At 46.4% G+C, this 24,165-nt stretch carries 14 protein-coding genes; 9 read left to right on the top strand and 5 right to left on the bottom strand.

What is annotated here, in order from left to right; translation table 11 throughout:
* Nucleotides 1-289: 289 nt before the first annotated feature.
* From QZ135_RS15925 to QZ135_RS15960, 8 genes are all read left to right on the top strand, one after another.
* The gene (locus QZ135_RS15925; RefSeq protein WP_294611378.1) at nucleotides 290-2,824 is read left to right on the top strand and encodes a hypothetical protein; all 2,535 of its coding nucleotides are present in this window, start codon (nucleotides 290-292) and stop codon (nucleotides 2,822-2,824) included.
* 176 nt (nucleotides 2,825-3,000) lie between these two features.
* The gene (locus QZ135_RS15930; RefSeq protein ID WP_294611381.1) at nucleotides 3,001-6,255 is read left to right on the top strand and encodes a TonB-dependent receptor; all 3,255 of its coding nucleotides are present in this window, start codon (nucleotides 3,001-3,003) and stop codon (nucleotides 6,253-6,255) included.
* Between the two features lie 11 nt (nucleotides 6,256-6,266).
* Entirely contained in the window at nucleotides 6,267-8,213 is a 1,947-nt protein-coding gene (locus QZ135_RS15935; RefSeq protein WP_294611384.1) for a RagB/SusD family nutrient uptake outer membrane protein, read from the top strand.
* 24 nt (nucleotides 8,214-8,237) lie between these two features.
* Nucleotides 8,238-8,993, top strand: coding sequence for a DUF3823 domain-containing protein (locus tag QZ135_RS15940; protein ID WP_294611387.1), 756 nt, complete (start codon nucleotides 8,238-8,240; stop codon nucleotides 8,991-8,993).
* Between the two features lie 92 nt (nucleotides 8,994-9,085).
* Complete coding sequence (locus QZ135_RS15945; protein ID WP_294611390.1) at nucleotides 9,086-11,299, top strand: glycoside hydrolase family 76 protein; 2,214 nt, start codon at nucleotides 9,086-9,088, stop codon at nucleotides 11,297-11,299.
* A gap of 14 nt (nucleotides 11,300-11,313) precedes the next feature.
* On the top strand, nucleotides 11,314-12,339 hold the full coding sequence (locus QZ135_RS15950; protein ID WP_294611393.1) for a hypothetical protein: 1,026 nt from the start codon (nucleotides 11,314-11,316) through the stop codon (nucleotides 12,337-12,339).
* A 31-nt stretch (nucleotides 12,340-12,370) separates the two neighbouring features.
* Entirely contained in the window at nucleotides 12,371-13,498 is a 1,128-nt protein-coding gene (locus QZ135_RS15955) for a glycoside hydrolase family 43 protein (protein ID WP_294611396.1), read from the top strand.
* Between the two features lie 72 nt (nucleotides 13,499-13,570).
* Complete coding sequence (locus tag QZ135_RS15960) at nucleotides 13,571-14,560, top strand: family 43 glycosylhydrolase (RefSeq protein WP_294611399.1); 990 nt, start codon at nucleotides 13,571-13,573, stop codon at nucleotides 14,558-14,560.
* A 109-nt stretch (nucleotides 14,561-14,669) separates the two neighbouring features.
* Here QZ135_RS15960 and QZ135_RS15965 read toward each other — a convergent pair whose 3' ends face one another.
* From QZ135_RS15965 to QZ135_RS15985, 5 genes are all read right to left on the bottom strand, one after another.
* The gene (locus QZ135_RS15965) at nucleotides 14,670-15,932 is read right to left on the bottom strand and encodes a glycosyl hydrolase family 8 (protein WP_294611402.1); all 1,263 of its coding nucleotides are present in this window, start codon (nucleotides 15,930-15,932) and stop codon (nucleotides 14,670-14,672) included.
* A 148-nt stretch (nucleotides 15,933-16,080) separates the two neighbouring features.
* Entirely contained in the window at nucleotides 16,081-18,672 is a 2,592-nt protein-coding gene (gene xyl3A, locus QZ135_RS15970; RefSeq protein ID WP_294611405.1) for a xylan 1,4-beta-xylosidase, read from the bottom strand.
* Nucleotides 18,673-18,833: 161 nt separating this feature from the next.
* Nucleotides 18,834-20,063: an SAM-dependent methyltransferase gene (locus tag QZ135_RS15975; protein ID WP_294611408.1), complete on the bottom strand. Its 1,230-nt coding sequence runs from the start codon at nucleotides 20,061-20,063 to the stop codon at nucleotides 18,834-18,836.
* 48 nt (nucleotides 20,064-20,111) lie between these two features.
* The gene (locus QZ135_RS15980; protein WP_294611411.1) at nucleotides 20,112-21,269 is read right to left on the bottom strand and encodes a M50 family metallopeptidase; all 1,158 of its coding nucleotides are present in this window, start codon (nucleotides 21,267-21,269) and stop codon (nucleotides 20,112-20,114) included.
* A gap of 62 nt (nucleotides 21,270-21,331) precedes the next feature.
* Nucleotides 21,332-21,997 (bottom strand): M15 family metallopeptidase, encoded by a 666-nt coding sequence (locus QZ135_RS15985; RefSeq protein ID WP_294611414.1) that lies wholly within the window; start codon nucleotides 21,995-21,997, stop codon nucleotides 21,332-21,334.
* Between the two features lie 167 nt (nucleotides 21,998-22,164).
* On the opposite strand from QZ135_RS15985, the gene QZ135_RS15990 reads away from it, so the two are divergent.
* Entirely contained in the window at nucleotides 22,165-23,631 is a 1,467-nt protein-coding gene (locus QZ135_RS15990) for a catalase (RefSeq protein ID WP_294611417.1), read from the top strand.
* Nucleotides 23,632-24,165 lie beyond the last annotated feature (534 nt).

Consider the following 24,165-nt stretch of genomic DNA (forward strand, 5'->3'; position numbering starts at 1 on the left):
GCATGGAACCTTGTTCCCTTGTCAACTTGTCCCCTCGTCAACTGATTCAAATCCGAGAAGAAATGAACCAATATAACCTTCTGATTCCCCTGTTTGGATAGAAACAGCACTTTTTTGGAAGAATAGAGCGCATCACCTCTTATCCCCTTCCGGAAGCTGTTTCAGGCCTGTTTTGTAAATAGGCAGATTAGAGCAATTTTTTGGAACAGCAGGGACGGTCGCTTATTCTATTTCACGTTAGATTTGCATCATCAAAAAACGAATGTTACATCGTAATCGAAATACTATTATGAAAACGCTGAATCTTCTTTTCTTATTAAGTTGCTTGTTTCAAAGCTCTTTTGTTTTCTCCCAAGAAGCATCCCTGGCATCCGGTGACGTTACACTGAATGTTACCCGACAGAAAGATAACACCTATAATGTGACCTTTTCCGCATACGGCAAAGAATTCAATGCAGGTACCGATATGAACCCTGCTCTGATGATTGATGTCAAGATGAATACTTTTTATCCCACTTATACCTCTTACATGAAGTCAGACGGCAAAGTAGAGTTAATAGCAAATCTGGTTGCTGCTCCCCGGACTACTGTTTTCGAAATAAATGATGTATATATCGCAAACGGAAACGGAGAATTTGAACTGAAACGGAGTGTGGAGGTGGTTGAATTGGGAGCTGATTCTTATGACGATGGTTTCTCTTCATCCTTTGGTTTGCAATTTGCTCCGAAAGATGTGCTGGCGAACAGTGAATACTTCATTCCCGCTGTTTGGTACAAAGGTAACTTCGAGAAAGAAGGAAATATCCCTTCCGGTATTCCGGTAGCCACCGATCTGAACTTCCTTTATAGAGAAGACCGTATTCCTCTCCCGGTAGTGATGATGCGTGAAAAAGCAAGTGGATTGACTTTTACTTTAGTGCATAAAGACTCTAAATGTGAAACTGTGCTGAACGACTCACGCGGTGTAGCAACTGATGCGAACTATCAGTTTGGTGGCGTGGGTGTTGTCAACTGGAAGAAGTCCGACACTTTTGCTGCTGTAGTCACTTATCCGGGTTCCGACTTGCGCACCGGCGGGCTGGGTAGACGCATGCATCCCATAACGAAGGGGTTTGATAAACATGCTTATAATGTATATTTCAAGATAGACAAGACTTCCAACTATGCAACTGCCGTAAATGAGGCATGGGAACTGGCTTTCAATCTGTATAATCCGAAGATTTATGATGTCAATCTGACTTCTGCTTATCAGGGATTAATAGAAACCGTCAACCATTACTATTTGGACTCTTCAGTTGATAAGGCTGTAAAAGGTCCCGGATTCCCATGGAGTGTAAAGCTGACCGACTTCTCTTTAAATAAGAATACCTATGAGATAGGTTTTGTAGGTTCGCAGCCAGTGGCCGGTTATGCCCTGTTTCGTGCAGGTGTGGAGACTGGTAACGAAGAATATAAGGTAAGAGGAACCAATGTGCTGAACTTGTGGGCTTCTGAAAGCTTATCAGAATTAGGACTTCCCAAGACACGTTATGCTGCCCTGTGGGGTACATGGGATGATTGGGCACTGACCTCTATGCGCCAGGCTTGCAACGGAATGGTAGGATTGTTGAATGCATGGTGTTATGCCAAGCGTAATGGAATCGATATTCCTTCATGGCTGGCTGCCAGCAAGAAGTTCGGTGACTTCCTGGTAACCAATCAGAATGCTGACGGCAGTTACTATCTGGAATACGATCCTTTCAAAGTCGTGAACGGCAAGCACCCGGCAGGTAATCAGAACAAATTCCTCACTATTTGTGCTGTTCGTTATCTGGTGGAACTGTACATCGCTACCAACGACGAACGCTACAAAACGGCTGCCGTGAAAGCTGCTGAGTTTTCTTATGCCAATATTCATGAGAAATATCTGTATGTGGCTTGTGTAGTAGACAATCCGCAAACTATCGATAGTGAATCCGGTCAACAAGCCATCAATGGTTTCCTTGCTATTTATGATCTAACAAAAGACCCCAAATGGCTGGTTGCTGCAGAGCAAGCGGCTACCTACACCGAAAGCTGGAGCTATATGTTCGAGGTACCTGTAGAAAAAGATCAGACAGCAAAAACCGATTGGCCCAAAGACAGAAGCATCGTCGGACAGCATATTATTGCCATCGGTCATTCGGCTACTGATTTAGGCTTTGCCTGGTCTTCATTCGTGTACTATCGTTTGTACTTGTTGACGGGTAAGGAACACTATCTGCACGTTGCACGTATCAGCGCCCACAACACCAAGCAATCCATGAACTTGGGGCAGGAACTTTATCCCGGACAACCTGAAGGTTTGCAACAAGAAGCTTTCCAGGTAAGGGTAACCAGTGGTGCAGGACGAAGAATGAATTCCATCATGGAAGCATTGACCTGGAATTTTGCTGCTCATTTAGATCCTATGATTCGCTTTAAGGATGCTTTTGGCACCTATGACTTGGAAGAGGTGGAAGCAATGCCTAAATCGAAAGTGCAGGAGTTGAACAATAGATACTCACTGTATCAGTCTTCCGATTACGGACAGGACCCGGAGACCGGAATCGAAACAATCGACAAGAACGCCTTTTCAGTGTATATTTCAGGCGATCAGCTTTTTCTGATAAACAAAGGCAAAGAAGATATTTCAAAGGTAGAATTGACAGACTTGGCAGGCAGACGGTTGTGGACTGAAGATATAAAGGTGGCGAATGAGCAATACACATTTCCGATGTATGGAACGTTCTCCGGGTTCTATATTTTGGATGTACGTCTGGCCTCGGGGGTACAAAAGGCATTTAAAGTTTATAAGAATAAATGAATATTCACTTTTTTAGGATCAGGAAAGGAGGGAGTTACGTGACAATTGAAACAAACGTGATAATAGGATAATCATATTAGGGTAAGATAATAAGTTTTCAGATAAGTTCTCATTTTTCAGTTTTCAATATTACACAGATAGATAACCAATTTATGTTTAATTTTAAATAATAACTTATGAAGCACTTTTTAAATGAGTTAATCTCAGCTGGTAATAGAAGGAAGAATTTCTTCTTATTATTAGTTGCTTTAGTGTCTTCCGCAATGCTTCAGGCACAAAATACAAGTGTGTCGGGTATAGTGAAAGATGTTACAGGCGAATCTTTGCCTGGAGTAAACATTATGGAGAAAGGAACTACCAATGGAACGATTACCAATCTTGATGGTAAGTTTACACTTTCTCTCAAAGGAGCCAATCCTGTTTTGACGGTCTCTTTTGTGGGCTATGCATCACAGGAGATCAGCGTAAAAGGAAAACGAAACTTCGACATTACACTGAAGGAAGATACGGAACTGCTTGACGAAGTTGTGGTAGTGGGATATGCTACACAGAAAAAGGCTACAGTGGCTGCGGCAGTAAGTTCGGTGAATAATAAAGATTTATCCCGTTCTACGTCTACTTCGGCTGCCAATGCTTTGGTAGGTAAGGTTTCAGGTATCACGGCACGTCAGAAGTCCGGTCAACCGGGAACTTCTACTAATCTTGAGATTCGTAACATGGGTACGCCTCTTTATGTTATTGACGGTATCATGAAAGATGAGACAGCATTCAATGCTCTGGATATTCATGATATTGAGAATGTATCTATTCTGAAGGATGGTGCGGCTGCTATCTATGGTGTAAAAGCTGCTAATGGTGTGGTTTTGATTACTACAAAAACCGGTAAGAAAGGACAGAAACCTCAGATAAACCTGAATGCTCACATGGGCTGGCAAGGATGGACTAAGTATCCTGAATTGTTGAATGCTTACCAGTGGAAATGGGGTAACTACATGAAGCAGGCCAATGATGGCAACCTGACTGGAGCTGATAACATTGCCAATGCCAAAGCTGATTTGGAGAAATGGAGAACTGGATATTATAATCCGGCTACAGGTGAAGATTATCGCGGCTACGACTGGAAAGATAACTTTGTGAGCAATTCTGCTCCTCAGTATTATGTAAATGCTAACATCAGCGGTGGTACAGAGAAGACTGATTACTATATTTCAGTAGGACATATCGATCAGGATGCCGTATTCAAGGAATATAACTATAACCGTACGAACTTGCAGGCCAACTTCAATATGCAATTGACTGATAAGTTAAAGGTTGGTTTTCAGACTCTGGGTAAGATAGAACAGAATGTCAATCCGGCACTTCCGGGCGGTGACGACTACTTCCAGATGCGTAACTCTATTTTCAACTTGATTCCGACCATGCGCCCTTATGCCAATGATAATCCGGATTATCTGAATTATATCAGTCCGACCCATGATGGTGCCCGTAATATGGCTGCTTATACAATTGATAATGCAGGTAAGCATCAGAAAGACTTCCGTACTATTCAGCTTAGTGCAAATTTGGAATATAAGACACCGCTTCCGGGATTAACAGCTAAAGGTTTGCTGTCTTACTATTATGAAAATATGCGTCAGGAAGATAATGAGAAGAGCTGGAATGAGTATAGATATAATGCTGCAACGCAGGAATACAAAGTAGCCTCTACCAAAACGGATACTTATCGTGGAAAGGAGACGAACCAGAAAGTTGAAATGATGGGGCAGTTCACTTTGAACTACGACCACATATTTGCTAAGGATCATCATGTGACGGCTGTTGCCGGCTTCGAGTTCTTCAAAGAAGATATCAAAAATTTAAATGTATATCAGAGTCCGGTAGAGAATCCATTTGTGAACGTAATTACGAAGAATGCCAATAATGATGTGAAAGAATATCTGCGTACCGTTACTACGGCCAGTTTCATTTTTCGTGCAGGCTATTCTTATAAAGAAAAATATATCATTGATTTTGCTGGTCGTTATGATGCTTCCTGGCGTTTCTTACCAGGTAATCAATGGGGCTTCTTCCCGTCAGTTTCCGGTGCATGGCGTCTGTCTGAAGAAGAATTTTACAAAGATTCTAAGGTGGCTGATTGGATTTCCAGCATTAAGTTGAGAGCTTCTTATGGTGAAATGGGCGATGACATGGCTAGAAACTTTAATGGCAGTTATCGGGATTTTGCCTACTTGCCTGGCTATACATTTAACAATGGAGGAGCTATCATAAGCAATAACCCTTTGGGTAATGGCCCAGATGCTTATACTACAGGTTCTGCTTACAGAGGAATTCCTCAAACCGGACTTTCTTGGATGAAGATTTCCATGATGAATGTCGGTTTCGATATGGGTTTCCTGAATGATCGTTTGAAACTTGAAGTGGACTTCTTTAAGAGAAAAAGAAGTGGTATTCCTGCTGAACCGACTGATATTATCTATCCTTATGAAGCTGGCTATGGTGCACAGAAACGAAATCTGAACTCCGACCAGGTAAGTGGCATTGATGGTATGGTGAGATGGAACGACCGTGTTAACGATTTCAACTATTTTGTAGGCGTAAATCTGACTTTGGCCCGTCAGAAGACGATTAACAACTACGGTGAACTGTTCCTGAACGGATGGGACCAATACCGTTGGGGACAAGCTAACCGTTGGTCTAATGTGAAGAACGGTGCAGTATGGATGTGGGAAACTATCGGTGTGTTCCAGACTCAGGAAGAGATTGATAATTATCCGGTGAATATCGATGGCGCCAACAACGTGAACCTGCGTCCGGGTGACTTGATTTTTAAGGATGTTAATGGTGATGGACTGATCGATGATTATGATAAACGTCCTTTAGGATATGCAGCTACCGACTATGATTGGGATAACGGCAATGCCAACAAGAATCCTTTGCTTTCAATGGGTATCAACTTAGGTTTCGAATATAAAGGTATTGACTTTGCAGCCGACTTTGCCGGCGGTTTCATGAATACATTTATCGGTGACTGGCATGTGAAGTATGGTATCGGTACTGACCAGATGGGATATGTATACAACGTAGTAGATTCCTGGCAGCACGAAGACATCTTCGACACGAAGTCTGCTTGGAAACCCGGTAAGTTCCCCGCTGTTCGTAGCAATAACCCTTCTATCAGAGACTGGAACGACTTTTATGCAAAGGAAATCAACTATTTGCGTCTGCGCAACTTAGTGGTAGGATATACATTGCCTGTTAAGTGGACAAAGAAGGCTTTGATACAGAAGCTCAGAGTTTACTTTGAAGGTTCTAACCTGCTTTGCTGGGATAGCTTGAATGACTTTGGCTTCGACCCTGAAATTTCTTCAGTTACCGGATTCGACTATCCGCAGCACAAAGTGTACACTGTTGGAGTAAACGTAACCTTTTAATTGAACGTAACATGAAAAAAAATAGATTATCAATAGCATTATTATCAGGCTTATTGCTTTTCTCCTCTTGCGACAATTGGTTGGAACAAGAGGATAAGATGTCTTTTACAGAAAATCAGGCCTATACATCGGAGGTTGGTATTAACAGTATTGCTGCCAATTTGTATGGGCGCATGAAGTACTGGCAGGATTTTGGAACTGATGGCGATACTTATGATCTTACCCGTTGGGATGAAGCATCCAATAACAGTCAGTATTGGGCATTTGCAGGAAACGTAGGAACCGATTACAGAAACTATTATGATTATGGTTTTATCCGTGAGTTGAACCTCCATATTCGTAATCTGAATACGGTGTCTGCCGGCTCGATTGCTGCCGATAAGTTGAAGTATTTTCAGGCGGAAGCCCGTTATCTGAGAGCTTATACTTATTTCAAGATGGTCATTCAGTATGGTGGCGTGCCTTTGGTTACTGAGGTAACAGAATATATGGAGGACCCGAAGCCATTGGCTGTGCCCAGAAATAAGGAATCGGAAATCTACGATTTCATCATCAGTGAGATGGATGCCCTAAAAGAGGATTTCGGAACTGCCCGGGTTAAAACCCGTGCTACAAAGGGGGCTGCTATGGCTTTGAAGTGTCGTGCAGCTCTATACGCCGGAACTTTGGCATACAATTATGATAAGAGTGCTACCAAAACGTTGAACTTGTCGAGTGGTGCTACAGGTATTGAGAAAAGTAAAGCAGAAGGTTATCTGAAAGCTTGTCTGGATGCTTGTGCCGAATTGGAAACTATGGGCTATCAACTCTATCAGAAACAGGCGGATCTGGCAACCAACTATGCAGAAGCATTTATTGCTAAACATGCCGAAAACCCGGAACTGATTCTCTGTAAGGCGTATGATGGTGTGAATGTGATGAATAACTTTACTACCCGCACCCTTACACGTAAGTTAATACGTGTTTCAAATAATAAGGCAGGTTGTGAGGTTAATCCGGTATTGAACTTGGTAAATGATTATGAGATGCTCAACACGCACGAGGCGAAAGAGATGGATGCCTATGTGGGTGATGAAGTGATAGAAGACATGAATGTGTATACGTCTACTTATCAATATAACCTGTACAATAAACCGGAAGATATTTTTGCAGGACGCGATCCTCGTCTGTCTGGTACGGTTCTCTATCCGGGAAGCTCATTCAGAGGTGTTCCTGTCGATCTTCAAGCGGGTTTGGCTATTCCTACTGCCGATGGTTATAGGTTTGAGACTGCACGTACCATACAGGAGGTTGATACTAAGTTGTACAATGATGTAGGTCCGAAATTGACCGGAGAAGACGGACCGCTTCGTGGAGATGATGGTAGTAGTAACTGGTACATTTCACATTCCGGCTTCTTGCTGAGAAAGTTTGTTGATACTGCCGCTGGAAGTGAAATAAAGGGTAATAGCTCTGTTCCTTATATCGTGTTCCGCTATGGCGAAGCTTTGCTGAATGCAGCTGAAGCTGCTTTTTATCTGAATGAACTGGGAGTAGCCAGCTATAACGGACGTCCTACAAAGAGTCTGGCATTGGATTATATCAACCGCGTACGTCAGCGTGCAGGTGGCGATGTGTTCAAATTGACTGAAAATGAGCTGACATTCGATCGCATCGTAAACGAAAGGCGCGTGGAGTTGGCATTCGAAGACCATCGCTATGAGGACTTGAAGCGTTGGAGAATAGCCGATGAAGTGTGGTACAATGATCAGGCCAATAAGAGTGCTACTATCTATGTGTTGTGGCCGTACAAGATTTATGCTCCGGGCACGCCCGAAGATGGTAAGTGGATTTATCGGAAAATGAAAGCTCAGAACAGAGCAAATAATGCTATTTTGTACTTCGACAACAAGATGTATTATAATGGATATCCGATGAATGAAGGTAACCCGAATATTGAGAAGAATCCTAACCATTAATTTACCAACTAAAGCTTAAAAACAATGAAACTAAAATCTATAATTGCAGCAGCATTTGTCGTATTGGGTTTTGTTATGACATCCTGCGAATATGATAATTATGATGCTCCGTCTTATGTTTTCAGCGGTCAGTTGAAATGTGACGGTGAGAACTTCCCTTTTGATTCGAATAAAGGACTATTAAGAGTCTTCCAGAGAGGTTATGGTAAAGTGGACGGCGGCGGCACGGGGATACGTGTCGATGATCAGGGACACTACCAGCAACTCTTCTTCGATGCAGAGTATAAAATGACACTGGTAAATGAAACATTGCCTTTTGAACTTCCTGATTTTGAATCACTGGGTGCAGGTAAAGGTTATGACTCCATTGCCTATCATTTTAACTCGAATGTTACAAGAGACTTTGAAGTGCGTCCGTACTATAAATTGAAGAACCTGAAGGCTGAACTGAAGAACGGCAACATCGTCGCTACTTTCAACATCGAAAAGATGACCAATACGGTGAAGGCAGCTCCGAAGATTGTAAAGACCCGTATTTGGCTGAGCACAAGTTCTTTGGTGAATAGTGGCATCAAGTGTACACGCAGTAGCGATGTGGAATACATCGATGATACTACCTTGCAAGTATATATTCCACTATCTGAGTATCGTAAGAAGGAAAACTACGTAGATAACTACCGTACTTATGCTTTCTATCGCGTAGCTATCGAACTGGAGGGAATGAACCAGTATTTCCTCTTCTCAACGATACAGAAGATAGAAAACCTGCCGGTAGAGTAAACTCTATATTTTGATATGAAGACTCTGTCGGTTTGTACCGGCAGAGTCTTTTCAACTCAATTATTTATTATATCTCTGATAATATCTAAAACATGAAATATCTATTTATACTAATCAGTTTTCTCTCATCCGTCCAGCTTTCCCAGGCTGCTGAAAAAGAATATGCATTGCAGAGTGGCGATGCCGGTCTGTCCATAGCCAAAGACGGAAAACGCCTGAGCTTGCAAACTGATGACGCCCATTATTTGAGTTTAAACGCTCCTTATGTAGTTACATTGGAAGTGAATGCGGAAACGTTGAACGGTTACTATTCTTCTGTGAAGGAAGAAAAAGGATTACTGGTCTGTGTCGCAAAGTTAAAGTCAACTCATGGAACCGTATTTCATGTAAAAGATGTGTTCACCCCCGATACGGAGAACCATTTTCGCATAGATAGGGAGGTGACGATTGACAAAACCGGAAAAGGAGACGATTACTTCAACTCTTATTTCGGACTGACCTTGCAACGTAAAACACAAATAAACGATTTCGAGTTCTTTGTTCCGGGCATCTGGTACAGGAACAACGAAAGCCTCAGACGCGGCTCACTTGCCAGCGATTATACCGATAATTATTTCTATTTCCGCGAAGACCGTTTGCCCTTGCCATTGGTATCTGCCCGTGAGAAGGCTTCCGGATTAGCTATTGATATGATACACCTCAATGCTAATCCTGAAACTTTCTATGGCGAAAACGGAGTAAACAGAATTGTGGATGAACGTATGCAATTTGGTAGCCTGGGTTTCACAGAGACAGATTCACACTCTATTCTCTTTGTCTTCCCCGGAATTGAGGGAGAAACTACTTATGTAGGTCGCCTCCCCGAACAGAAAAGAAAAGGCTTCGCCTATCGTAGCCATCCTGTGAAAGCCGGAGTTAAACATGCCTATAGCCTGACCTTTGGCTTCAACCGGACCAAGAACTTCCCCGAACTGGTGGAAACCGTATGGAAGCAAGCTTGGAATAAATATACCCCTGCTGTGCATAAAGTAGACGTAAAAGACGCCTATGAAGCCAGTATCGAAGTGCTGGATGCTTACCTGCTGAACTTGAATGGTGCACCTGGCTGGCCTTTCTCCGTCTACCTTCCCAACGGCATAGCCCGTGCCTATAACTATCAGATGGGCTTCATCGGCTTCCAGATTTCCAATGCTTACTTCCTGTTGCGGAAAGGACTGGAAACAGATAATAAAGAGTATGTCCGTAAAGCTTCGGAGGTCGTTGATTTCTGGGTGAATAACTCTCAGCTTGAAAGTGGCATCGTGCGTCCCTGGGCAGATGCCTACGTAGACCGCAAAGCAACCTGGCGCGATTATGAAGCCTACATGCGTGTCACCGGTGGAGGTATGGAGGGTATGATGGGCGCATGGAATACCATGAGGAAACATGGCATCGACAAACCCGAATGGCTAGCTTACTGCAAGAACTTTGCCGGTTGGCTGATACGGACTCAGGAAAAGGACGGCAGCTTCTATCTCCGCTATGACTGGAGGACCGGAAAACCCATCCATGACAGTAAATATACCACAACCAATATTATCCGCTTCCTCATAGAACTTTATTCAGCCACGCAGGATAAGCAATATCTGGATGCTGCCCTCAAAGCAGGCGAATTCAGCTATGACTTTATCCACCACGACTACCTTTATGTAGGCGGAGTGATTGATAATCCCAACGTAAAAGACCGCGAATCCGGTCAAATGGCTATTTATGCTTTTCTGGCACTTTATGATGCCACTGGTGATGCCAAGTGGAAGGAGGCTGCCATACAGGCCGCCCGCTATACGGAAACCTTTATGTTTGCTTACCATGTGCCGATGGCCATCAATGATACACTGACCGATTTTCCTAAAGATGTGAGCATCGTAGGGCAAACCCTCATTGCCACCGGACATTCAGCTATAGATAACGGACTGGCTTTCTCCTCCTTTCAGTACTACCGCCTGTACCTGATGACGGGGGATATCCATTTCCTTGAAATGGCAAAGATAATCCAGAACAACACCCTCTCCATCATGGACCTGGATGGTGACATGCGCTACCGTTACAGAGGTTTGCTGACAGAATGCTTCAACCCGCAATCCAATCGTGGACACAGCGTGCGTCAGCAGCTTCCCTGGAATCAGGCTTCCATTCTCGAACCTATGCACCGCTTTATGGATGCTTTCGGCGAGTGGGATATCGACGTCATAGAACAGTGGCCGATGGAGAAGCGGCAAGAGATGATAGAACGCTATGCGCGTACACAAGGTTTGGAAAAAGAATAAAAAAAGAACGCACTATGAGATACTATATCGTAACCATGCTATTATGGGTTGGAGCCGTACAGGCCTTTGCACAGCAACCCCGTTTGAAACAAGTGGACGAATATCTGGCAGCAACCGGGCAACCTGTTGAAGTCGGTAAACCGTTGGAAAAGGAGTATTGTCTGTTGTCTACTCTTTATAAAGGAGACAAAAGTCTGATGCTGAATTTGCCGAACTTGGGAGATTATGGAACGCGCGAAGTCATCCCTTTCGGGTTCAGACTGAACGAGGCTTCTGAGTTGGAACTTACCAGCCGGGAGGGTAACAAGGCTGAGAGCACTGTCCGTTCGTTCTATAGCCAAAGTATGTTTTCCGGAGTTTCCTATCAGTTCTGTGATAGTGTAGTATATGGAATTACTTTATACTATGATAATCAGGACGGAGTGAAACAGGATATACATCAGAATCTGCTGAAACACTTCAAACAGGCTGATTATGTGCAGGGAGAGATCACGGTATATTCTGATCCCGACTATGTGGTAAGAGTATTGCCCGGTAAAGTGGAATTTTACTCTTTGTTTCATTTCCCTATAGTTGAGACTTTCTATCCGGGAGTGTCCCATAAAATATGGTACGGGCCTTACAATTATGAAGCGGACGGCGCATCTGTGATGCTTGCTTTCTACAACCAGGAATCCAAGGAGAATAATATCCAGTCCGCCTTTAAGGTGAGCTATAAGTATCCTGCCGGCAAGCCTTTTAAAATGAACCTCATCCGCTTCATTCTTGACGACGAGACGATTGAACTTCCTTTAGAAGTGGAATATGCTGATATGGTAGACGGAGGAAAGTCGATAGAAGAACGTGATACGCGCACTTTCGTCTTCCCCGAAGTGTTGAAAGCGATAGACCGCTCGGCAGAGGTCGGTGTGGAACTGGTGGGCGAGGGTGGACGTTTCCTCTACAAGATGCCTGCCTTCCAGCGTGCATCCGTTCATACTGCCTATGAATATTTCCGTTGGAATGTAACCAATCCGATGGCTAAATATAGGGCCTGGTAGAAATAATATAACTCTAATATCATAATTGAAGATGAAAATTAAGAATTGTTTCGTAGTGGTGCTGGGAGTCGCAGCATTACTTACCGCAACTTCCTGCGGAAACACCAAAGTAAAAAAAGACGCGTCGGCAGAGGCTGATTCACTTGCAACTACGTATGTTAATCCTCTGTTCCCGAAGGGACCCGATCCCTGGGCTTTGTTCCATGAAGGTACTTACTATTATATGCATACCCTGCAAGATAGTCTGGTACTTTGGAAGACAACCGACATTACCGACGTACAGAACGCTCCCCGGAAAACCGTTTGGATTCCTACCGAGCCTTCCAATAAATACCATCTCTGGGCACCGGAGATACATAACATTGATGGAAAATGGTACATCTACTATGCTGCCGACGATGGCAATACGGACAACCATCAGATGTATGTGCTGGAGAATGTGAACAAAGACCCCTTCGACGGCGAGTTCGTGATGAAAGGCCGCATCAGCACAGATAAGGACAACAACTGGGCCATCGACGGCTCCGTATTCCAGAATAAGGGTGAACTGTATATGGTATGGTCCGGCTGGCAAACCCGCCGCGTGGATACCGAAACCCAATGTATCTACATCGCCCGCATGGAGAACCCCTGGACGCTTGGTTCCGAAAGAGTACTCATCTCTAAGCCAGAACTGGAATGGGAAAGACATAACAAGAATGAAAACGGCTGGAATCCCAGCTACACCATCTATGTGAACGAAGGTCCCCAGCCTTTGAAGAGCCCTAAAGGAAAGTATATCCACCTGGCTTACTCGGCAAGCGGTGTATGGACTCCGTACTATGCACTGGGCCTGTTGACTGCAAGCACCGACAGCGATTTGCTCGATCCGAGTTCGTGGTCCAAATCACCACAACCGGTATTCCATCAATCACCCGAAAACGGAGTGTACGGCACAGGGCATAATAGTTTCTTCCCCTCTCCCGATGGTACGGAGTCTTATATCCTTTATCATGCACGCGATACACAGGTAGACCCCGAAGGGGCCGGAGATACCCGTTCACCCCGTGCGCAGAGATTCGTGTGGCTTGAAGATGATTATCCCGACTTCGGAACTCCGCTTCCTACCTCGACTCGCCTGAATAAACCTTCGGGGACGGTAGTAACTTTTGCGAAGTAAAACCGTCTTATTGTAGGAAGAGCTTCTCGTAGCTCTTCCTTCGTAAGAGATGATTTTAAAACCATAAATTATATGAGAAAGAGTACTATTGCTTTAGCCCTATTGATGTCTGCACCCCTCTGTTGGGCGATAAATCCCGGTGTACCGCCTGAAGGCGAGAATCCTGCCATGCTGTTTGCGGATAGCACTCGCACAGGTATACCTTTTTCAAAAGACCCGCATGTTGTTCCCTTTCACGGGAAGTATCTGATGTATTATTCGGTACCTCCCAAAGGTGGTTCGGGCTGGGGCATAGGCATAGCCGAAAGCCGCGACCTTGAGCACTGGAAACCGATAGCTGCATTGTCTCCTGCTGCCGATTATGAGGCTAAAGGACTATGTGCTCCCGGTGCATTGCTGCGCAACGATACGATTCACCTGTTCTATCAGACGTATGGAAATGGAAAGAAAGATGCCATCTGTCATGCCTGGTCGGTGGACGGAGTTCATTTCACGCGCAATGCCACCAATCCCATCTTTGCACCGAAGGCTGGTGACTGGAATTGCGGACGGGCGATTGATGCGGAAGTGGTGTTTGCCAACGGGAAGTATTTTCTTTATTATGCCACCCGCACTCCTGACTATGAAAAGCAGATAGTGGGTGTGGCTACAGCTCCTGCCGGTACTAACTTTAACCGGGAGGCATGGACGGAAGCTTGCGACCGGGCTGTCCTTGTTCCCGAATGGCCTTGGGAGGAAACTTGCATAGAGGCTCCTTCGGTGGTGGAAATGGATGGTACGTTGTATATGTTCTATGCCGGGGCCTATAATAACCGTCCCCAGCAGGTAGGTCTGGCAACCAGCAAAGACGGTATTCATTGGAAGAAAGCATCAAACAAACCTTTCATGACGAATGGAGATCCGGGTACGTGGAATTATTGTGAATCCGGTCATCCCCATATCTTTAAGGATAAAGATGGGCAGACTTATCTCTTTTATCAGGGTAATAAGGACTTTGGTAGAACCTGGTTCCTGTCACAACGGAAGGTGGTCTGGAAGGATGGGATGCCACAACTGAAATAAAAGAGAGGCGTATCAGGACAGAGATTCACATCTCATCCTGATACAGCCTCTTCTCCATTCAAACCTAATTATAAACCTAATCTATAAACCTAACTTAGTGACTTTTTATTTATTCTTCCGGGAAAATAATCCGGTAATTTCCGCTCAGATGCATGAAGGCGAAAAGACGGAGCAGTCCGTCATAGTATGCATCGAAGTAACCATCCTCATACGGCTCATGTCTGGCATTCCATAGCTTATCTACAAATTCCCGACTCTTCTCGTGCGTACACATTAGCGATGCGGCGGCAGAAGTGGCAACCAGACCTAATGAGTGTCTCAACGCCTTATATCCTCCGGCTCCGAGAGTGTCTTTCACTTGGGTCCCGTCTACATTATACTGGTCTACGAAAGTGTCGATGCCCTGGCTGTAGAGGAAATCTTGAATCTTATTCCCGTATTCTTGTTGCCATTCTTTGTCGGCACATGCCCAGGAGTAATCTAAAGCCATGTTCATGGGTACGCGCCAGGAGTCGAAGCGGAAGGCGTCACCGATGATACGGTTGTTATTCAGCAGGGTGCCGTCATAGTTATTGTAATCGGGATTTAATCCGGTCACGGGATGGATGCTCTTATGCAGATACTCGCGGCTGCGTTCGGCACACTCCCGCCAGAGGTCGGCTCTGCCGTCATTGGCCCAGCGCGCCCATACTTCGTAGAAGGCGGGAACGTGATAGGACGGGTCGGTGAAGAGTCCGCCGCGTATGTCGGGAACGAAGGTGATGAGCTTATGTTCCAGGTTGATGAATGGCATTACGCGGTCGGTTCCGTCTTTCTGCATGGAGCAGTCCAGGATGTTCCGGGCTTCGGCAAGGTAATCGATACCAGTGTCGTTTCCCCAGAGGTTGGAGGCGAAGATGAGGGCGGTGACGTAATAGAGTTCCCCGTCGGAGGCGGGACCTTGGGAGTTACGGGTTCCGTCTACCTGGCAACTCCAGGCGAAGTAGCCTTTCAACGGGCCTTCCTGGTGCTGCATGTGCTTCTTGCCCCATCGCCAAAGGCGGTCGAAGATGTCCTGGCGATTGAACTGTACGGCAATCATTAGTCCGTAGGACATGCCTTCGGTGCGTACATCGTGGTTTTTGATGTCACTGATGTAAGCCATAGAGTCGCCCACTTCAAAGTAAACTTTGTTGGGACCATAGAATACATCGTCGAAGGCCGACTTGAGTTTGGCATCTATATCCGCTTGCTTATACCCCATCTCGGCGAAGAGGTTCCGGTACTTCTGTGTTTCGAAAGCGCCTTTATCCCAAGGCTTTGTCGGGTCTGCCTGCTGCGAACAGGATGTTCCAGCAATGAGGCAGAGGAGGAGGTAAAATAAGTTCTTCATAAAGGAACGTTTTATATTATGTGATTTTCAAGATGATGTAGTTAAGTGATAATTTAATGAGGAATGAAGAATGAAGAATTACCTTGCGGCATGTTCGCATAGCGCAGCCCAATTTTTTATTCTTCATTCCTCATTCTTCATTAAATTGTCATTTAACAGTGACTGGTATTGCCTTCAACTGTTTCAGCTCCGACGTACCACCATAAAGTATTTCATAATCACCTTCTATCGGGCGCATCGTGTTGGTTTCCGTATCGAACCATTCGAAATCTTCTTTGCTTAATGATACGGTCACATTGTTGGTTGCCCCTTTGGCGATATTTACACGCTTAAAGGCGCGGAGTGCATGCGACGGACCTTCTTTATCGCTCGGACGGCGGAGATACACCTGTACCACTTCTTCCCCGTCGCGTTCACCCGTATTGCTCACGGGGATGGTCAGGATGGTTTGTTCTCCATCTTTCACTTCTTGTGTATTTAAAGAAGCGTCTCCGTAACGGAATGTGGTATAGCTCAAACCATGCCCGAAGGGGAAGAGCGGAGTTTCCGTCATGTACCGGTACGTGCGCCCTTTCATGGAATAATCTTCAAAGCCAGGCAGTTGGCTCGTGCTTTTATAGAAAGTAATCGGAAGTCGTCCTGCCGGATTGTAATCTCCGAAAAGGACATTGGCGATATCCGTACAACCGGCCTGACCTGGATACCAAGCCTGTAAAATGGCGTCGCATGTCTTTGTTTCCGGTGTCAGGGCGATGGCGGAACCGGAGAAGTTGACGAATACCACCTTCTTTCCGGCTTTCTTTAATTCGGCAAGTAGGCGGCTTTGGATGGACGGAAGTTCGATTGTTTCGCGGTCGCCTCCTTTGAAGCCAGGGATGTTGACGTGCATTTCTTCACCTTCCACAGCTGGGGATATGCCGCCGGCAAAGACGATGACATCTGCATTTTTCACCCGGGCCACGGTCTGATTCAAGTCAACCGGTATCTCGCGTCCCATGTCGAAGTTGAGGGCTGCGTCGCGGAAGCGAAACATGAAGTCGATTTTGATGCGATATTCCTTTCCGGCTTCTGCCTGAAGGGTATATATCTTGGCGTTGTTTTTGAAATTGACACCACCTGCCACTTCTTCGCCATCGATGGCAAGCTTCGTGATGCCCTGTGTCTGGAAGCGGAAGGCGATGTCTTCGCTCTTTTCAGGACGGAATACGGACTCGTAGCTGGCGGAGAAGTCGGTGAGGTTGACACCCGCTGCAAAGGCGGTGGCCCCAGTAGTGATGAAGTGGAACGGAGTGCTGATTTGTGTGGTCACATCAGGGTCTCCTTCCTGTTTCGTATTGTTCCAATACTTGGCACTGAAACCTTGCTTGCCGTCTATGCTGCACTGCTGGAATACGCTTTGCAGGGTGACGTCGGAAGTCAGGTCGCAACCCGGTTCGTAGATGATTTGCGCTTCGGGCAGATATTGGCGGATGCCTTCGAGCAGGGTGACGGTATGTCCCGGAAAACCGTTATAGTTGCCCCATTGCATCACGGAGTCGTTGGCGTTGGGACCCACTACAGCTACTTTCAGGTTCTTGTTCAGTGGCAGTACGTTTTGGTTGTTTTGCAGCAGTACGAGGCTTTCGCGTGCCATGCGCAGTGCCAGTTCGCGGTGTTTTTTGCTGTCTACCACGCTGTAAGGAATCTGTGCCCAGGATACCAGTTCCGGACTGTCCATTTCGCCCAGCTCAAAGCGTGCTTTCATCAGGCGTTTCAGTGATATGTCTATTTTCTTTTCGTCAATCAGTCCTTGTTCCACGGCTTGGGGCAGTGAAGCATAGCTTTCTCCACATTCTACGTCCGTTCCCGTCAGGACGGCTTTGGCGGAAGCGTGTTCTTTGTCCGGTTCCGTTTCGTGAGCGCCTTTATTGAAAAAGTCGTTGATTGCCCAACAGTCGGATACGATGATACCGTCGTAGGCCCATTCGTCGCGGAGTATCTGCACCAACAGGCGATTGCTTCCACAGCAGGGTTCACCTTCGAAGCGGTTGTAGGCACACATCACTTCTTTTACGTGTGCTTTCTGAACGAGGTCTTTGAATGCGGGCAGGTAAGTTTCCCACAGGTCGCGCGGGTCCACGTTTTCGGCATCGAAGCTATGGCGGTTCCATTCGGGACCGGAGTGTACGGCAAAGTGCTTGGCGCAGGCGTGCAGCTTATTATATTTTTCCTCTTCGGGACCTTGCAAACCGTGTACTACTGCCATACCCATTTGTCCGGTCAGGTAAGGGTCTTCACCGTAAGTTTCCTGTCCCCGTCCCCAGCGCGGGTCGCGGAAGATGTTGACGTTGGGAGTCCACATCGTAAGTCCCTGATAGCGTTTCAGTCCGCCTTCTTTGCTGAACTCTGCGGTCTTGGCACGGGCTTCGTCGGAGACTGCCGTAAATACGTCGTAGAGCAAATCGTTGTTGAAAGAGGCTCCCATACCGATGGCTTGCGGAAATACGGTAGCCAGCCCGGCACGACCCACTCCGTGCAGTGCTTCGTTCCACCAGTCATAGGCTTTGATGCCCAGTCGGGGGATGGCGGGAGAGGTGTTTTGCATCAATGAAGCTTTTTCTTCCAACGTCAGTCTGCCTACCAGGTCGGCGGCACGCTCTTCCGGTGTCAGTGCCGGATTTTTGTAAGGGGGTTGGGAACATGAGAGGAAGCATAAACATAGGCATCCAATCCCGGTGAGTAACTGAAATTTCTTTTTCATTGTATTAGTGCTTTTACTATTATTAATAGACTCCTGTTTCGCCGTTTGTATGGCGCTTACAAAAATAGGAAGAAAAAGAGATTCGGGGGAGAAATGTTATTTCAGATAGTTGAGTCTATGTTACAGATTTCTTGTGTATGTTACATCTTCTTTCGCTGAGGTTACATCGGGAGGGAAATGGCCTTTTCACACTTGATAAGTACTTTCTGTTCATTATTCAGGGTAGTGGCAAATAGGTAGACTTCTCCACCTTCGGACAGCTTAAGGCGTTTTCGCAATTCCGCCACAGAAGCGGGGAAGTTACGTACCGTAATATTGGCTTTCCTGATGTCTCCCAATGCGGCTTTTATTTCTTTCTTATTCAGCGTGCACAGTCCTGTTATCCGAAAACTCCTTCCGGGGAAGTCCTCTATCAGTTCGCCGGAAGTGTAAAGATGGCTGTTAGGATGCAACTTCTCCACCTTATATATATGGGTGATGTTGCGGAAAGCACCCGCTTTGAGGATTGAGGCATTCGGTTCGTACAGATACTTGCCGGGGATATCCGTATATTTACCCGTACTCGACAACTCCTGGCCGCGTGTAAAGACGAACGCTTGTCCGTATCCTTGTCTGCTCTTTCCTTCTTTAGTAGTCAGGTTGATGCAATGAATGGGAATGTTTTCCGGTGCAACAGTACCATGCCCCAGTATCAGTAACAGCTCTTTGCATTCATTATTGACAGAAACGATGTGTGCTTCCTGCACATGCTTCAGGTCTTGAATTGCCAGAGTCAGGTCGAGCATAGGGGAGAGTTTCACCATGACGTGCCGGGCCTTGGCAAGCAATAGTGCTTCCAGTTCCGCTACGTCCGGTTCACAGTCGGCAATGGCGACGGTCTTCCCTCCGTGCCCGTCCCGGCGGGCAGGGTCGATGAATATCCAATCTACGGGAGACATTTCTTGCAGATAAGAAACTCCGTCGGCGTTTACTACTTGAATATGGTTCAGCCCCAATAATGGAAAATTGTGTGTGGCAATCCTGCACAGCGCTTCCTGACGTTCTACGTAAGTGGCTTGCCGGAACTTCGTCGATAGAAAGGCGCAGTCTATTCCAAAACCTCCGGTGAGGTCGGTCAGTGTGCCGGATGAGGCTTCGGGGATGATAGATGCTTTATATTGCGCAGTTGCCTCTGAGGAACATTGTTCCAAGGACAGGTGGCGGGGATACAGAATACCGTCCATCGCATGCCATGACGGTATTTTCTCTGCCGCAGCCTGCCTGCCGGCTATCTGTATCAGTGCTGCGGGCATATCCACACCGGGATGCTTCTGCGCCTGCAAAGCCAGACTACGTACATCGTCGTTGCGGTGCTCGCGGATAAAACGGAGGGTTTCGTCATTCAGTTCCATCGGGGGGACAAAGATAATTATTATAAAGTAATAATGTAAAAGTAATAATTACAACTGCACTCCTGCCTCCCGGAGCATCTTCTCCATGATTTCCAAATCAGCGATAACCTCTCCCTGTTGCAAGTATCTGTCCCGGTTGCGGGCGACTTTCCCGTAAATCTCTTTAGCTTTCTCCGGTTGGTTATCATAATATAAAGCAAGGGCGCACAACAGGCGTTGCTTGGAAGACATCATATTCTTGTATCGGAGGGCATATCCCTTTAGCTTGTCTGTATAAAGCCGCTCTATTTCTTCTTTTCTCCGGGCACCTGCCAGTTCGAGGAACAAGAGCTCGCAAGAGATTTCCTTTACGAACAATCCCGCTATCTCTCCTTCGTGCTGCATCAGTTCTCTAAAGACCTTCTCTGCTGCTGCAAAATCTCCCCGGTCGATATGCAACGAGCCGTAAGCAGCTTTGGCGGATACTTGGAAAGTGTTGCCGTAATCTGTTATTTCATCATCCGGGAACCATGCTTCCGGCATATCTTTCAGCCTTGTACCGGTCATGAGGGCGGCATTGATGGATAATTGCTGTGCCAGATACTTCCGGGTCTCAGGGGCTTTGGACATGAATATCAGGTTGTAAGCATCATTGGTGATGCCGGACATTTTCAGTGGTATGCCGTTCATCAGTGCCAGAAAGAAGCCGCAGATAAAAAAGAGCAGCAGAAACATATGCAATGCCATCGGTGCTCCGGGAAACATTATCCAGAGGATGAGAGCAATGATTGCCGTCAGCAGATTCATCAGTACACCGCCTGCATTGTACCAGAAATAAGGCAACTGACTGTAAGGCCGGTCCGGTGGAGAAAGCAGGCATTGGCCGCCCGTGCCGGAGATGGAGAAACGCTTGAAGCGGAAGCGCCCTTTGTCCTTTATCAGTGTGATGTTGCCCACACGGAAAGACACGAACCGGTAACCGGTGGCAAGTCCGAAAACCAGATGCCCCGCTTCGTGCAGGATGATTTGCGCGAATACGGCAAGGATGAGGCAAACCATTGACAGGACACAGGACAGCAATAGGGTGGCTATCTGCACATTTCCCATTTTCCCTAAGAAGTCGCTTACGGAAGTGCCTGTAAACATGACGATGCAGAACATCACTGCCCCGAAACCGATGCATGCACCGAACAGGGTGGAAAGTATAAGTTTGAGAGCTTGTTTCATAGTTGTTCCTGTATGAGTTTTTACCTTGTTTCTCTGCACAAATATAGGGAATATAGGGGATTTTACGGTATAACCCTGTATTTTTGTTTGGCTTCCTGACGGCTGCACCAGTTGAAGTGCCACCATTCGCTGGGCAGAGTGCGGAAACCTGCGGCGCGCATAACAGTGCGCAGCAGTTGTCGGTTCTCCTGTTCCTGTTTCGTTATTTTTCCACTTTGCACCAATGCGGCTTCGTTCGTGATGTGGGCTTCGGAACCCAGGTGGTCCACTTTCGTACCCATCGGCAGAGGGGCACCCGCTTCATCCAGTATGCTGATGTCTACTGCCAGGCCGTAGTTGTGCAGGCCCCCGCCACGAGCCGGGTTGGAGACGTAGATATATTTGGAAGTGCCTTTCACCACGTTCCACATCTTTTGCTGTACGCTCATGGGGCGGGCGGCGTCGTAAACAATCAGTCGGTAGCGGGGATGTCGCTTCTTTAATTCCTGTTGCGCCCGCAGTAATCCTTTCAGGGCGTCGGAGTGCAGATAGGCCTCGTGCAAATCTTCGTATAACACCCGTCCGGTGAAGTTATCGGCGCGGGTATACATCAGGTCGATGGCAATGGTGCTGTCCGCTTCGGCAATGTTTACGAAACCGAGACTTTCCATGTGGCGGGCAGTCTGGCTTTGCTGCGCTGTGAGGGGCATGAACCAGAAGGTTATTAAAAGATAAAATAGATGTTTCATACAATTCTTTTAGGGGTTGCAAAGGTACGAATTCTCAAGGAATTACCTATATTTGTGAGATACATAGATTTTGTCTATCAGTGTATAGATTCTGTCGGTTGGAGGTAAACTTAAGAAGAACTACTTTTGTTACATAAATAATTCATTCATTCATTAAACAAAATCCCATGGAAGAGAAAAAACTAACCGCTGCTAATGGTCGACTAATCGCCGACAATCAGAACACCCAGACAGCCGGGCAACGTGGTCCGGTCATGATGCAAGACCCCTGGTTTCTTGAGAAACTTGCCCACTTTGACCGTGAAGTGATTCCCGAAAGACGTATGCATGCCAAAGGCTCCGGTGCTTATGGTACGTTTACCGTGACACATGACATTACGAAGTACACCCGTGCCGCCATCTTCAGCGAAGTAGGCAAGCAGACGGAGTGCTTTGTCCGTTTCTCCACCGTAGCCGGTGAACGCGGGGCTGCCGATGCCGAGCGTGACATCCGTGGTTTTGCCATGAAGTTCTATACCGAAGAAGGCAACTGGGACCTGGTAGGAAATAATACTCCTGTATTCTTCCTGCGCGATCCGTTGAAATTCCCCGACCTGAACCACGCCGTCAAGCGTGACCCGCGCACCAATATGCGTAGTCCGAATAACAACTGGGATTTCTGGACTCTTCTGCCCGAATCTCTCCATCAGGTGACTATCACTATGAGTCCCCGTGGCATTCCTTATTCTTATCGCCACATGCACGGTTTCGGCAGTCATACCTACAGCTTCATCAATGCCGATAACAAACGCATCTGGGTGAAGTTCCACCTGCACACCCTGCAAGGCATTAAAAACCTGACTGACCAGGAAGCCGAAGCCATCATTGCCAAGGATCGCGAATCACATCAGCGGGATTTGTACGAGAGCATCGAGAAAGGCGATTTCCCGAAGTGGAAGTTCCAGATTCAATTAATGACTGAGGAAGAAGCGGATCATTACCGCATTAATCCATTTGACCTGACGAAGGTTTGGCCGCATAAAGATTTTCCGTTGCAGGATGTAGGTATTCTGGAACTGAACCGTAATCCCGAAAACTACTTCGCCGAAGTGGAACAAGCTGCCTTCAACCCCCAGAATATTGTAGAAGGTATCGGCTTCTCTCCCGACAAGATGCTACAAGGACGCCTCTTCTCTTATGGCGATGCCCAACGCTATCGCTTGGGTGTAAACTCAGAACAAATTCCGGTGAACAAGCCCCGTTGTCCGTTCCATGCCTACCATCGTGACGGCGCCATGCGCGTAGATGGTAACTATGGCTCAGCCAAAAGTTATGAACCGAACAGTTATGGCGAATGGCAGGATTCTCCCGAGAAGAAAGAGCCGCCCTTGAAGGTTCATGGCGACGTTTATAACTACAACGAGCGCGAATATGATGATGATTACTACAGCCAGCCGGGCGACCTGTTCCGTCTGATGCCTGCGGACGAGCAACAACTATTGTTTGAAAACACTGCCCGCGCCATGGGTGATGCCGAACTCTTCATTAAGCAGCGCCATGTGCGCAATTGCTACAAGGCGGATCCGGCTTATGGCACAGGTGTAGCCAAAGCTTTGGGTATTGACCTGGATGCAGCTTTGAAAGAGACGCGATAGGTATGAATTGTCTTTTGATGAATGACAGGTTATAACTATCAATTCTAAATCGTTTTTTGTCATACTTTGCCTACATCCTACACCAATGTCCGCTTTCTATTGATTGTCAATTAGATATCGGAGATGTAAAAGGGTGTAGGCAGATGTATGAAATCTTCTGCCTACACCCCGAAACATGCCTTGAAGTGCATGGATTACTCTGTAACTTCTTTATTATCAGCTGTTGTGAATGCTTTATGTGCATCTTGCCAGTTTATGTGCAAATATCCCTTTTTCTCAAGTAAATAGAGGATATTTAGCCCTTTCTTCTTCGAAAAGTCAGTAAACAGTGGCAATCTTTTTACGATATGCGTGTATAAAGAGGGCAATTCTCCGTTACTAATCCCCCATTGCCCCTTTCCTTTTCCCCTTTTGCTTTAAAGAAAATGATGTTATGCCATAGGCAAAACCTCGTTTCTCAATTGCGGGCTGTCCGGTTTCCACTTGCGGGCCGTGCAGCTCCCGATTGGAAACTGTACGTCCCGCAAGTGGAGG

Origin of the sequence: uncultured Bacteroides sp. (assembly GCF_905207245.1) — a bacterium.
In the GTDB taxonomy this organism is placed as follows: domain Bacteria; phylum Bacteroidota; class Bacteroidia; order Bacteroidales; family Bacteroidaceae; genus Bacteroides.